At 48.8% G+C, this 14,125-nt stretch carries 11 protein-coding genes; all 11 read right to left on the reverse strand.

The window, feature by feature from the left end; translation table 11 throughout:
• Window positions 1–94: 94 nt before the first annotated feature.
• The 11 genes from fmt to AC1VYS_RS19110 all read right to left on the reverse strand — a co-directional run bounded on the left by fmt (window position 95) and on the right by AC1VYS_RS19110 (window position 13,877).
• The gene (gene fmt / locus AC1VYS_RS19060) at window positions 95–1,054 is read right to left on the reverse strand and encodes a methionyl-tRNA formyltransferase (RefSeq protein ID WP_482911013.1); all 960 of its coding nucleotides are present in this window, start codon (window positions 1,052–1,054) and stop codon (window positions 95–97) included.
• A 12-nt stretch (window positions 1,055–1,066) separates the two neighbouring features.
• A complete protein-coding gene (gene def / locus AC1VYS_RS19065; protein ID WP_482915062.1) occupies window positions 1,067–1,555 on the reverse strand; it encodes a peptide deformylase in 489 nt (162 codons plus the stop codon).
• Between the two features lie 127 nt (window positions 1,556–1,682).
• The gene (gene priA, locus AC1VYS_RS19070) at window positions 1,683–4,232 is read right to left on the reverse strand and encodes a primosomal protein N' (protein WP_482911014.1); all 2,550 of its coding nucleotides are present in this window, start codon (window positions 4,230–4,232) and stop codon (window positions 1,683–1,685) included.
• Window positions 4,233–4,235: 3 nt separating this feature from the next.
• Window positions 4,236–5,549 carry a bifunctional phosphopantothenoylcysteine decarboxylase/phosphopantothenate--cysteine ligase CoaBC gene (gene coaBC, locus AC1VYS_RS19075; protein WP_482911015.1) on the reverse strand — a complete coding sequence of 438 codons (1,314 nt, stop codon included), beginning with the start codon at window positions 5,547–5,549 and terminating at the stop codon, window positions 4,236–4,238.
• A gap of 162 nt (window positions 5,550–5,711) precedes the next feature.
• Window positions 5,712–5,924 carry a DNA-directed RNA polymerase subunit omega gene (gene rpoZ / locus AC1VYS_RS19080; RefSeq protein ID WP_090923643.1) on the reverse strand — a complete coding sequence of 71 codons (213 nt, stop codon included), beginning with the start codon at window positions 5,922–5,924 and terminating at the stop codon, window positions 5,712–5,714.
• Window positions 5,925–6,087: 163 nt separating this feature from the next.
• Window positions 6,088–6,660: a guanylate kinase gene (gmk, locus tag AC1VYS_RS19085; RefSeq protein ID WP_434750352.1), complete on the reverse strand. Its 573-nt coding sequence runs from the start codon at window positions 6,658–6,660 to the stop codon at window positions 6,088–6,090.
• 13 nt (window positions 6,661–6,673) lie between these two features.
• Window positions 6,674–6,934, reverse strand: coding sequence for an extracellular matrix/biofilm regulator RemA (gene remA, locus AC1VYS_RS19090; protein ID WP_006209218.1), 261 nt, complete (start codon window positions 6,932–6,934; stop codon window positions 6,674–6,676).
• Window positions 6,935–6,985: 51 nt separating this feature from the next.
• Window positions 6,986–7,885: a YicC/YloC family endoribonuclease gene (locus AC1VYS_RS19095; RefSeq protein WP_482911016.1), complete on the reverse strand. Its 900-nt coding sequence runs from the start codon at window positions 7,883–7,885 to the stop codon at window positions 6,986–6,988.
• 19 nt (window positions 7,886–7,904) lie between these two features.
• Window positions 7,905–9,794, reverse strand: a complete 1,890-nt coding sequence (locus AC1VYS_RS19100) for a bifunctional homocysteine S-methyltransferase/methylenetetrahydrofolate reductase (protein WP_482911017.1) — start codon at window positions 9,792–9,794, stop codon at window positions 7,905–7,907.
• Window positions 9,795–10,009: 215 nt separating this feature from the next.
• A complete protein-coding gene (dapF, locus tag AC1VYS_RS19105) occupies window positions 10,010–10,843 on the reverse strand; it encodes a diaminopimelate epimerase (protein ID WP_482911018.1) in 834 nt (277 codons plus the stop codon).
• Window positions 10,844–11,018: 175 nt separating this feature from the next.
• The gene (locus tag AC1VYS_RS19110) at window positions 11,019–13,877 is read right to left on the reverse strand and encodes a calcium-translocating P-type ATPase, SERCA-type (RefSeq protein ID WP_482911019.1); all 2,859 of its coding nucleotides are present in this window, start codon (window positions 13,875–13,877) and stop codon (window positions 11,019–11,021) included.
• Window positions 13,878–14,125: the final 248 nt, after the last annotated feature.

Consider the following 14,125-nt stretch of genomic DNA (forward strand, 5'->3'; position numbering starts at 1 on the left):
TTGCTAGTCTGACGATGATTGGCGGGGCCTCCTGCGTTTCCGCTACCTGCTCCCTTGCGTTCTTTTCCTGAAGAATGTCCTGATCTTGAATTACTCATCGCAGCACCATACCAGGTTTCAATGTTCCACCGCGAGCAAAGTCAGCAGCTTGCATTACTTTTTTGCCAGCAGGTTGGACTTCCGTCAACCACAAAGAGCCATTGCCAGTCTGTATTTCAATTCCTGATTTATTCAGTTGCAGCACCGTTCCCGGCTCAGATTGTCCAGCGTTTGAAGCAGCCGAAGCTTCATTGGTCACCTGATCTGGATTGGCCGCTGCCCAAACTTTAAATACCTGCTCGTCCCACATCGTAAAGGCACCCGAAAAAGGCACAAGCCCGCGAATCTGGTTGAACAATTCACGTGATGTTCGATTCCAGTCCAATTTTTCATCTTCCCGAGTCAGATTACGAGCATATGAAGCCTCTGAATCATCCTGAGAAACAGCTGTCGTTTCGCCTGCAATCAGACGTGGCATCTCCGCTTGAAGCAGTTTGGACCCCGCCTCGCTCAACTTGACAAACATGCTGCCAGATGTATCTTCATCCGTGATCGGCACTTCCACACGAGAGATCATATCCCCGGTATCCAGTCCTTCTGCCATGTACATCAGAGTAACCCCTGTAACGGATTCTCCGTTAATGATAGAACGTTGTATCGGAGCTCCTCCGCGGTATTTGGGTAAAAGAGATCCGTGCACGTTCACGCAGCCGCGAACCGGCATTTCCAGCACCGCTTTGGGAAGAATCTGTCCAAATGCGGCGGTGACGATCAAATCCGGTTTCCATTCCGCAAGGCGGGCTACTGCTTCCGGATCACGAAGTTTGACAGGCTGAAACACCGGCAGGCCATAGCGTTCAGCTGCGGCCTTGACCGGTGTAGGTGTAAGAACTTTTTTACGTCCTTGCGGTTTATCGGGCTGGGTAACTACGCCTACCACGTTGTACCCTTCGGCCATCAACATATCCAGCGAAGGAACAGCAAATTCAGGTGTTCCCATAAAAACGATATTCAAATCAATCACTCCTTAATTGCGACGCGGTCCTGTTTGCTCTGGCGCAATTTCATATACTTTTTCAGCAATATCTGTGAAGAGCACGCCATCCAGATGGTCAATCTCGTGCTGAAACGCACGGGATAGCAAACCGCTTCCTGTAATAATCAAATCTTTACCTTCACGATCGAGGCCTTTAACGGTCACTGTCTCGAAACGACGAACATCACCGTTAATTCCAGGAATACTCAGACATCCTTCAGGTCCGAACTGTTCTCCTTCACTGGAAATGATCTCCGGGTTAATCATTTTGATCAGCCCTTGCTCATCTCCTGCATCAATTACAATCAAACGTTTCAAAATACCGACTTGCGGAGCGGCAAGACCTACCCCTTCTGCGTCGTACATCGTATCTGCCATATCATCAAGCAACTTTTGTACATTAGGTGTAACTTTGGTAACTTCCTTGGCTCTTTTGTGAAGCACCTCATCTGGTTCTTTAACGATAATTCGAATCGACATGTTGTAAGCACCTTCCCAATCCTTATCATAGTTTCGCGACATCATCTGATCTTCGTATATTGGTTTTAATCTATGTTTATACCGCTTGTTCACATCCACATTTTTGCATCGAAGTGCTGTAAAATGTTCACATTAACATCTGCGGGTCTACATCCAGACTAATTAGCAACTTTTGGGCCTGAACATCATCGTCCATATGCCGGGCCGTTGCCAAAGCCAGGCCAATAGCGTCCACATCCCCACGCCATTTTATCATACATTGGAATCGGTATCTATTCTTGATCCGCGGAATAGGCGAAGCTACAGGACCCAGAACGTCAAACGCTTCGTTGCTGAAACGATCCAGACTGCCAAGCCAACCCGCAGCGTTCGCCTTCTCTTTCAGCAATCGAGTATAGTTTTCAGCTAGTCGGATCAGTACCGGAAGCTGTTCATGAGAGAACGTCACCAGAATCAGGCGACAGTAGGGTGGATACTGCAAATTTCTACGGTGCAGCAGTTCCTCTCTCACAAAAGATACGTAATCATGCTGGCTTGCATGTCCAATGGAGTAATGTTCAGGCGTATAGGACTGCACAAATACCTCACCCGGCAATTGATGACGGCCCGCCCGGCCTGCAACTTGTGTCAGCAATTGAAAGGTCTTCTCCGCGGCACGGAAATCAGGCAAGTTAAGAGCCGAATCTGCAGTGATGACTCCTACCAGGGTGACATCGGGGAAATCAAGCCCCTTGGCAACCATTTGGGTGCCAAGCAGGACATCGGCCTTTTTCTCCCGAAACTGTTTTAACAATTTTTCATGTGAGCCCTTTTCCGTAGTCGTATCTACATCCATGCGGATCACGCGAATTCCCGGGAAGAGCTTGGCCAATTCTTCCTCAACCCGCTGCGTCCCTGTACCAAAGTACCTTATATGCTCGCTTCCGCAATCCGGACATGTTTCGGGTGCTGCTTCTGCATATCCGCAGTAGTGACAACGTAAATTGTTGGAACGTTGATGATACGTTAAAGAGATATCACATTCCGGACAACCCGCTACATATCCGCAACTGCGACACATGACGAAGGTTGAATACCCGCGGCGGTTAAGCAGAAGAACCGTCTGTTCTCCACGCTCCATGCGTTCTTCCAGACCTTTGTGTAGCGCCCTGCTGAACATGGAACGATTTCCATCCTTCAACTCTTCACGCATATCGATGATCCGTACATCCGGCAAATTGTTGCCAAGTGCCCTTGTAGGCATATTTAACAAAAGCGGAGCAAAATCATCATTGCTTAGTGAGCGCGCAGCATAATAACTTTCCAGCGAAGGTGTAGCTGAACCGAGAACCACGACAGCTTGGTGCTGTTGCGCTCTTCTGACAGCCACATCACGCGCATGGTATTTCGGAGTTTCTTCCTGTTTATAAGAAGTTTCATGTTCTTCATCCATAATAATCAGCCCCAAACGGCTGAATGGGGCAAATACAGCTGAACGGGCACCAATCGCGACCTTCACCTGGCCTTCCCGAATTTTACGCCATTCATCATAACGTTCACCGCCAGAAAGACGACTGTGCATGACCGCAACCTGATCGCCAAAACGTCCCTTGAAGCGCTCCACCATCTGTGGGGTTAGTGCTATTTCCGGCACAAGCACGATGGCTTGTCTGTCCTGATTGATGCACTGTTGAATCGTCTGCAGATAAACTTCGGTTTTACCACTTCCAGTGACGCCATGCAGCAAAAACACACCGTGACGCTGTTCCTGCAAACGCCCGTTGATACTGCTATAAACGCCTTGTTGCTCGTCTGTCAACTTCAGCGGTTCTGTTGGCTTAAAACGTCTGCCTTGATATGGATCGCGGAAGACCTCTACGTCCTCCGTCATGACTAACCCTTTTTCCTCAAGCCCTTTGATCGTTGCCGCCGATACCTGCAGAGTAGACAATACTTCCTTCAAAGGCATCGGTAACAGATCTTTCATCTCCAGCAAAAAAGAAAGAATCTCTTTCTGCCGCTGCGCCTTTGCCGGAAACGAGGACAGTGCTTCTTCTGCAACAGCGACATCCACCGCCAGATTCACCGATTTCATCGTTTTTTTATTCAGCTTGTCCTTGATCGCCTGACTTTCCAGTAGTACACCGCTCAGCAAAAGCTTTTTGATCAAGGCTGCATGGTTCGGATACTTGCGGCTTAATTGTTGTAAGGGCACCTGTCCCCGGCTTTTGACAAAACGAATAATATCCTGCTGAACCTTCTCTGTAGTGGATTCCTCTCCCCACACTAACAAAACTTCCTCGTTGGAAGAATCACTATCCGCATGTCCATCAAGCCCATCACCAAGTGAAATATATCGCTCGGCTTTTCCTTTCAGCGCCGTTGGCACCATCACTTGCAAGGACAAAATCCGATTGCTCGCATATCGATTGCTCATCCATTCTGCCAGTTCCACCAGATCCTTCGACAGCGGCGGCACAATATCCAGCAACTCCTGAATAGACTTTAACTTAAACGATTCTTCTCCCGTACGGGGAACCAAATCAACGACAAACCCTTGCACGGTGCGATGTCCAAAAGGTACACCTACCCTGCTCCCCACCTCAATCCATTCCTTCATGGAGTCGGGTACCAGATAATCAAAAGGCCGGTCGGTCTGCTTTACAGGAACATCGACAATGACCTTGGCAATCTCCATCTTCTAATTCCTCCCGGCAATGCGCTCCGCCGCAATTTGGAGCAAGCGATGCGCCACATCTTCCTTGGACATCAGTTCAAGCTCCTCTACCAACCCTTCACGGTCATAAATGTGCACCGCGTTGGTGTCTGTTCCAAATCCTGCTCCCGAGCGGGTGACATCATTGGCTACGATCAGATCACAATTTTTCCGTTCCAGTTTCTCACGTGCATACATCTCGAGCGACTGGGTCTCGGCAGCAAAACCGATCAAAAACTGATGGGTTTTCCGCTTGCCCAGTGTTTCTAAAATATCTATATTTTTCACAAGTTCGAGCGACAAGGTGTCGCCTTTCTTCTTGATTTTCTCCATGTAAACTTCCTTCGGGCGATAATCAGCCACTGCGGCTGCTTTAATAACGATATCCGCATCATCCCACTCCTGTGATACCGCCTCATACATGTCCTGTGCAGACTGTACGGGGACGATTTCTACATTTTCCGGCGGCTTTGCCTGTGTATTGCCCATAACAAGCTTCACATCAGCCCCTAGATCACGCGCAGCAGCAGCGATGGCAAACCCCATTTTTCCAGATGAATCATTCGTAATATAACGTACCGGATCAATGCGCTCAATCGTACCGCCAGCAGTAACTACAACCTTTTTGTCTTTTAAAGGCGGATTTTGCCCTATCATCCCACTTAACAACGACTCTTGGATTTTTTCCTGTACACCATGTTGTGCCACAACCTCGATCCGAGCCTGTTCTGTGCGTTTCAATGTTGCTGAATCAAGCTCTGCAAAAAAACGCTCCACTACATCTACAATGGTCTCCGGTTCTTCCAAACGTCCCTTGCCGACATAACCACAGGCCAGCAGTCCTTCACCTGGTTCAATCATTAGCGTGCCGCGTTCAGCCAGTAGATTCATATTGTGCTGTACCGCTGGATGATCATACATGTGCACATTCATAGCAGGGGCGATCATCACGGGTGCAGTAGTGGCAAGCAGCGTAGTGGTGAGCATATCATCAGCCATACCGTGTGCCATCTTGGCGATCACATTCGCTGTGGCCGGAGCCACCAACACCAGATCAGCCAGATCCGCGAGATTAATATGCGAAACAACCGCAGGCTCTCGTTCATCAAATGTATCTGTATATACTGCGTTTCGGGTCAACGTCTGCAGCGTTAATTCGGTAATAAACTGTGTTGCCGAAGCGGTCATAATGACATGCACATCCGCTCCTTTTTGCACCAGTTTGCTGCATAATGTTGCTGCTTTATAAGCCGCTATGCCTCCTGTTACGCCAAGCACGATTTTTTTACCGTTCAACATGTTCAATATCCCCCGATAATATTAAGACGTCTATATAAGCAAAAAGTAAAAGTAAAATAATAGTTAAGTCTGATCAAGGCTTATTCGTAAAAAAATAACAACCTTTCGGTTGTCAAAATGATTCGGCTTCCGCCGTATGCAGTTGAAGAGCAGCCCGGGGGCTTACTCTTCTTCTTCGTCCTGCCCTTTGATCACAACGAGATGATCACCATAAATCTCTTCCAAAGCGACGCCAACCTGTTTATGGGATTTTGCGTTTCTCAGCTCTGTTTTTTCACCCTCACGAAGCTGTCTAGCCCGGCGCGATGCCGCAACAACCAGGGAATACTTACTGTCAACTTTGTTCATCATTTCATCAATCGAAGGATACAACATATTACAGAACACCTCTTTGCTTTAGTATAATCACAAGTTGCCGCCGGACAGAACCTTTATGTTGCGTGCCTTCATGTACTGGTAACAGTCCAGACCGAACTTTATCCTTAACATGATATGACAACAGCCCCATGAATATCGCTGTACGCGGCGGCAAAAAGGATTATTTATTGATCTTACAATGTTCGGCGATAATGATGCTTTCTATTCGTTTACAAGCCAAATCGATTTCATCATTCACCACAGCGTAATCATACTGTTCGAGCAGATTGATCTCATCCACCGCAACGGACATCCGGTGATCAATCGTCGCCTGACTCTCGGTACCGCGACCTTGAATCCGATCTTTCAGCTCGTCCAAAGAAGGAGGAAGCAGGAAGACAAAAATCCCTTCAGGGAATTTCTCCTTCACTTTAAGTGCGCCCTGAACCTCGATCTCCAAAATGATATCGCGGCCTTCGTTGAGTGTTCTCTCCACGAAATCACGTGGAGTCCCGTAATAATTACCAACATACTCTGCATGTTCCAGCAGTTGATCTTCGGCAATCATCTTCAGAAACTCATCATGCGAGTGAAAGAAATAGTTCACTCCATGCTCTTCACCCAAACGTGGCTGACGAGTCGTTGCTGATACCGAATAAGTCAGATTCGGAACCCGTTTGCGCAATGCGCTGCATACTGTACCCTTCCCGACCCCAGATGGGCCGGACAACACTATCAGTAATCCCTTAGACATATTACACTCCATTTTATTCGTCGTTATCATCATCTTTCGAAGAAAGACGATGGGCGACCGTTTCAGGCTGAACTGCAGACAGGATAACATGATCACTATCCGTAATAATTACGGCACGTGTACGTCTTCCGTAGGTTGCATCGATCAGCATGTGACGATCTCTGGCCTCTTGTATAATTCTCTTGATCGGCGCCGATTCCGGACTCACGATGGATATAATCCGGTTCGCCGATACGATGTTACCGAATCCAATGTTAATGAGTTTGATTGCCATATTCAGGTTCTTCCCCCTATACATGCGACTCTTCTGTCGAAATTTGGCCGTTCATTCGATGTTCGCCGCTTGCTCACGAATCTTCTCCAGCTCCGCCTTCATCTCGACAACACGGTTCACCAGAGCCAAGTGGTTGGCTTTTGATCCGATCGTATTCACTTCACGATTCATCTCCTGAATCATGAAGTCCAACTTGCGGCCTACCGGTTCCTCACTCTTTAGCAATTCTCTGCATTGCCCGAAGTGGCTGAGTAAACGTGTAAGCTCCTCTTCAATGTTGGAACGATCAGCAAAGACTGCAATTTCCATACCCAATTTATGCTCATCAAAAGGGAAAGAGCCGTCCTCCTGCAACTCCGTAAGACGCTGTCTCAGCTTGTTGCGGTAATCGCTCACCACAGTCGGTGCAAGTACAAGCATCTCGCTGTGCAGCGACTCCAGACGGGTAATCCGCCGTTCCAGGTCACTGGCCAGATGAAGACCCTCGCGAGCGCGCATCTGCTCCAGACTGGACAGAGCTTCGTTTAATCCGTTCTGCAGAACCTGCTCCCAGTCGTCTTTTTGTTCCTCCGGAACAGAACTTGTCCCATCCGGCTGAACCATGACATCTGGCAGCCCCAGCATATCCACAATACTCGGTCTGCCCTGCATTCCAAAATGAGACTCCAGCCGCTCAGCTGCCTGCAGATAGGCCCTGACCGCCTGTTCATTCAGAACAGCGGGGAGAGCCTGGTCTTCCTCTTTTTCTTTCATTACATAAACATCAATCCGCCCGCGCTTTAAGCGGCTCTGTACGATCTTTCTCAAACCATCTTCATAATACGTCCACTCTCTTGGCAGACGCATCATCACTTCGCAATAACGATGATTGACTGATTTGATCTCCAATTGTACCTTGTAGCCGCCAAAATGAAAGGCGGATTGACCGTATCCGGTCATACTGAATGACATCGGCATCACATCCGTTTTACTATTGTAATTGATTATTAGGGTTGAAACAAGTAGGACATTGATGCTCCGACTTCTCCCAGACGTATTGGGTCAGTTCTGCCGTCATGCCATAGAACATAAACGGAGTCATCAGATAGATGCCCTTAAAGTGCTCTGTGGCTACGTCCAGCAACTCTTTCGCAATCTTTACTCCCATGGCACGGCCCTCTTCGCCTTCAAGTCCTGCCATGCGGGAGCGCACCTCATCCGACAATTGGATACCTGGAACCTCATTGTGCAGGTACTCCGCGTTTCGGCCGCTTGCTAGCGGCATAATGCCGACAAAAATAGGAATGTCTAGATGTTTGGTCGCCTCACGCATCGCGACAATTAATTTGGGATCGTATACAGGCTGAGTCATAATATAGTCTGCCCCGGAGGCGATTTTCTTTTCAAGCCTTTGTACTGCTTTGTCCAGATGTTTCACATTCGGGTTGAAAGCAGCTCCAATAACAAAGCCCGCTTTCTGCTTCAACGGTTTACCCGAAAAGGCTACGCCGTCATTCAGCTGTTTGATCATTCGTATGATTTCAAACGACGTCAGATCATACACGGAGCTTGAACCAGGCAAATCACCAAACCTTGCTGGGTCGCCCGTTACGGCAAGCACATGGTTAATACCCAATGCATCAAATCCCATCATATGAGACTGGGTTCCGATCAGGTTACGGTCACGGCAGGCAATATGCACAAGTGCACGAAGACCCGTGCGATCCTGAACCAGATGGCCAAGCGCCATATTGCTCATACGTGTTACAGCAAGGGAGTTGTCGGCAAGTGTCAGGGCATCCGCTCCTGCCGCCTTCAGCGTTTCGGCACCCTTCATGAATTTGGCAACATCCAGATCACGCGGAGGATCAAGCTCTACAATGACCGTGTGACGTTGTTTGACCAGATCCACAATCGTTGGCTGGCCTCCTCGTCCTGCGCGTTCATCCACATTTTCATGAAGCACGATACGTGGCGCTGTTTCCGCAGAATCAGGTTCAGCAATCGGCAGTGGTACGTACTCCGCGAGCGCTTGTTTAATCGCAGTGATATGATCTGGTGTTGTACCGCAGCAGCCGCCGATAATACGCGCACCAAGATCCGCAAACTGTATTGCAGTCTGACCAAAGTACTCTGGCGTTGCACCATAACGGAACTGACCATCCACATAGTCCGCCGCACCCGCGTTCGGATATACGGACATCGGAATACCGATGCGTCCCGATACCGTTTCCATCGCGCGCATGATCCCGTTCGGACCAGACCTGCAATTGAAACCGATGACGTCAGCACCCTGTTCACGCATAATACGAAATGCTTCAGGCATCGTGTAACCGTCCAGCGTGTGGCCTACATCCTCTACCGCGAATTGTCCAATCACAGGCAGATCGCTCAGCTTGCGGGCCTGCAGAAGCGCGATATCCATCTCTTCGATATCATAGAACGTTTCAAGCAGGATACCGTCCACACCTTCGTCCAGTAACGCAAAAATCTGTTGTTGATAGAAGCGTTTCAATTCACTAGTAGACACATTTGTCCGTTTACCGCCGCGAATCGAACCTACTGCACCAAGAACGTATCCCTCTGCCCCCGCCACTTCTTTCGCGATACGTACGCCCGCACGGTTCACGTCCTCAACCTTGGACTCTAGTCCAAACTTGGACAACTTGTCAAAATTCGCCGAGTATGTGTTTGTCTCAAATATATCTGTGCCTGCATCGCGGTAACGACGATGTACGTCCGCCACAACTTCAGGTGAAATCAAGTTCAATTCTTCATAAGAGATCCCGACCGGAAATCCCATTTGATATAGAAATGTCCCCATGGCCCCGTCCCCAACAAGAACACGTTGCTGCATCGCTGTACGTAAATCTGCCTTCATCCCATTTCCCCCCGCCTGACTCTGATCGTTTTCATACTAATGTAACACAAAAAATGCTTAAAAACGAAGAAAAACACAGGTATTTGATGTATGTCCGGCACCAGTAGACATTTTGCACTTCGCATTGTGAATTCGTCCGTTACGGCCGGACAGCTTGGATCTTTCGGATAAAAAAAGAGGCCCCCAGGCCTCTTCGGTATAAACGGCTACTTTATTTATGAGGTAACTCCTTTGAAAACAACTTCGGCTGGCCCTGTCATATAAACGTGGTTGTCCGCCTCACTCCACTCGATGTTCAGATCCCCGCCTTTAAGGCTGATCACCGCTGTACGATCTGTATGACCATTCAGCACCGAAGATACCAGCGTTGCACAAGCTCCTGTTCCGCAGGCCAGTGTTGGGCCAGCCCCGCGCTCCCATACACGCATATCTACATATCCGCGGTCACGTACCGTTGCGAATTCAACATTGATTTTTTTCGGGAACATTGGGTGTACCTCAAGCAATGGCCCCCAAGTTGTCAGATCAAAGTTCACCGCATCTTCAACGTAGATGACCGCGTGAGGGTTACCCATGGACACCGCTGTGAATTTGAATGCATGTCCATTCGCTTCAATGTTGTGATTGACCACTGGATTCGCATCCACAGTTGTAGGGACTTGAAGACCGTCCAGAATGGGCTCGCCCATGTCTACTCGAACCGTATCCACTTTGCCATCCTGAATATTAAGAGTTACAGGTTGAACCCCTGCACCAATCGTTTCAATCGTAATCTGCTCGCGATCAACATGCCCATGGTCATATACGTACTTGGACACACAACGAATAGCGTTACCGCATTGCTCTGCTTCCGAACCATCGGAATTCATAATTCGCATCTGAAAATCCGCCTTCTCTGAAGGCAGTATATAAACCAAGCCGTCTGCACCGATGCCAAAAAAACGATTGCACCATTTTACCGCAAGTTCAGCAGCATCTGCTGGAAGCTGTTTTTCACCAAATACAACGATAAAATCGTTGCCTAGTCCGTGCATTTTTGTAAATTCCATAATCTTGCCCACTCCTTTTGGCAGTCTGCCACCAAAGCTTTATAGTTTATTTATAGCCAGTCTCCATTCATGCATACAAAGCATACAAAAAAGCTATCCTGCAAAATATCAAAGCCTTCGCTTTGAATCATTTTGAGGATAGCATATCGAAACGGATCAATAAAAGCTATTGATTTTATGCTGAAAACTTTGTACTTTTCGGTACGAAGCGTCCAGGACCACCCATGCGGCGACGATTCCGGCGGCCACCCCAGACACTGCCAGCACCCATAAGGAACGTTGGAATGCCCGCAGCTACGATACAAATGGCCCATTCACGCAAACCAAGAGGTACCGTTTTGAAGATGGGTTGCAACGGTTCCACGTACATTACCACCAGCATCAACACAACCGATGAGATGACAGCAAGAACCAGGTATTTATTCTGTAACGGATTTCGGTGAAAAATGGAACGGGAACTGCGACAGTCAAACACATGTATTAACTGTGCAAGTACCAATGTGGCAAAGGCAACGGATTGTGCCTTGATCAATTGCCCTGGATGATCCGGTGCGGCCTGAAGCGTCAGCCAAAAGGCGCCAAGAGTACACAATCCGATCAATACACCGCGGCTAATAATTTTCCAGCCCAGCCTGCGGGCAAAAATATTTTCCTTTGCGCCACGAGGCTTGTGCTCCATCAAATCTTTTTCCGCCTGATCAACCCCAAGCGCCATCGCTGGCAAACCATCTGTCACTAGGTTAACCCATAGAATCTGGATTGGCACGAGTGGCAACGGCAAACCCATCATCATCGCAAAAAACATGGTCAATATTTCGCCAACATTCGAAGCAAGCAAATAGCGGATAAACTTGCGAATGTTTTCATAGATGTTACGCCCCTCTTCGATGGCCGCCACGATGGTGGAGAAGTTATCATCACTCAAAATCAAGGAGGAAGCTTCCTTCGTCACATCGGTTCCCGTGATTCCCATCGCAATGCCGATGTCTGCTGCCTTGATGGCAGGTGCATCGTTCACACCATCTCCGGTCATCGCAACAACGTGTCCTTTGCGCTGCAATGATTTGACGATACGCAATTTATGCTCAGGAGATACTCTGGAGAACACGTAGATATCGTTCACCGTTTTATCCAATTGTTCATCCGTCATGCCTGCCAGCTGTTGCCCGCTTAACGACGCTCCGCCGCGAGGAAGGATACCAAGCTGGTGAGCGATTGCTTCTGCCGTGGTTCCATGATCGCCTGTAATCATCACCGTACGTATGCCAGCCTTGCGGCATGTCGCAATGGCGTCACGAACTTCACGGCGAGGCGGATCGATCATGCCAGCTAGCCCAACAAATACAAGTTGGCTCTCAGCTGCATGCTCGTCAGCCACATGTTCCTTCAACTTGACTTCACGATAAGCCATACCGAGTACCCGCAAGGCGTTACCCGCCATGCTTTCGTTGGCAGCCATCACTTTCTGGCGCAGAGTCCCGGTAAACGGAACCACTTTACCTTCCCACAAAATGTAACTGCAATGTTCGATCAGTACATCAGGTGCACCTTTTGTATAAACCATACGCCCGCCTTGATGTTTAACCATCACAGACATGCGTTTACGCTCGGAATCAAACGGGAATTCCTGCTCCCGCTCATATAATTCCTTGAGGCCCGCCGGAGTAAGACCCATTTTGGAGGCCATAGTCACCAGTGCACCCTCTGTCGGATCCCCTTTTAACTCCCAGAGCACTTGGCCGGCACTAACCTGTTCTTCCTCCAGTTCGCCTTTCTTCCGACCTTTCTTGCTGTCTTTTTTGGACTCCTTGCTCTTTTTCTTGCTGCCTGGATCGTCCAGAACCGTCTCTACTATGCTGGCATTATTACAAAGAGCACTGATCTGTAGCATTCTTCGGAGTGACTGATCATTTTTCAGCTCTATGATTCGATCATTTTCCAACATATGTCCTTCCGGCGCATAACCATCTCCGGTCACCTTAACACTGCGTCCCTCCAGCCATACATCCGTTACCGTCATTTTGTTCTGCGTGAGCGTGCCCGTCTTATCTGAGCAGATCACCGAAGCGCAGCCTAAAGTTTCTACCGAAGGCAGTTTACGTACAATCGCTTTCCGTTTGATCATTCGCTGCACACCCAGCGCAAGTGCAATCGTAACGATAGCCGGCAACCCCTCAGGGATAGCGGCTACGGCGAGACTGACACCTGCCAGGAACATACCTACCGCGGGTTGTCCATGTAAGATACCTGCGACTACAACCATGACGGTTAATCCCAATGCAACAAAGATCAGAATTTTGCCTAACTGTTCCAGTCTGTGCTGTAGCGGAGTCTCCTGCTCCTCCGTATTCTGGATAAGATCAGCAATTTTGCCCATCTCCGTATCCATACCCGTTCGAATGACAACACCCTTGGCTGTCCCTCGGGTGACCATGGTGCCCATAAAACCAATGTTTTTCTGATCCCCCAGAGGAACATCGTCACTTGCGATGGGTCTGCAATGTTTGCTGACAGGCACGGATTCCCCGGTTAGTGCCGATTCCTCTACATCCAAACTATTGGTTTCCAGCCAGCGAACATCAGCGGGGATGCGGTCACCACTTTCAACCATGATAATATCTCCCGGTACTAATAGGTTGGCAGCAAGATGTACTTCCTGTCCGGACCTGAGCACTTTGGCGGCAGGGGCCGAGAGCTGTTTAAGTGCACGAAGAGAACGTTCGGCCCGGAATTCCTGTACAAATCCCAAAATGGCGTTCAACACAATAATAGCCACGATCGTTACCGCATCCAGGTACTCTCCAAGCAAACCGGATACCAGCGTTGCTCCCATGAGCACTAGCACCATGAAGTCCTTAAACTGATTCAACAGGAGAGTGATCGGCGATATTCGCTTTCCCTCACTCAATTCATTCGAACCGGCGATCTTCCGTTTCTCAGCCACTGCTTCGTCCGTCAACCCTTCCTGCGGGCTAACGCCGAGAGTTTCACGAAGCTCTTCGTCGTTTAGTTGATGCCACTTGGTATGTTCCATGCTCCAAAATTCCCTCCCAGTCTTATTTCATCTGCAATGCAAGCTCTCATCACTCGCCGGCATGCTGTTTGGGCAGGCTGTACACTGTGCCGGACAAACTACCTGCTCTATATGTATTCGGACAGGTCCACGATTAGCACCCGGAAGGTGAATCCTTTCCTCATTGGACAGAATAAGCTAAAATAAAGGTTGACGTGCCCCCGCACGCCTGCGGAAAACTGCCTGGCTTGGAACGAGAATTCAGCAGA

This window comes from Paenibacillus sp. G34 (assembly GCF_056856875.1).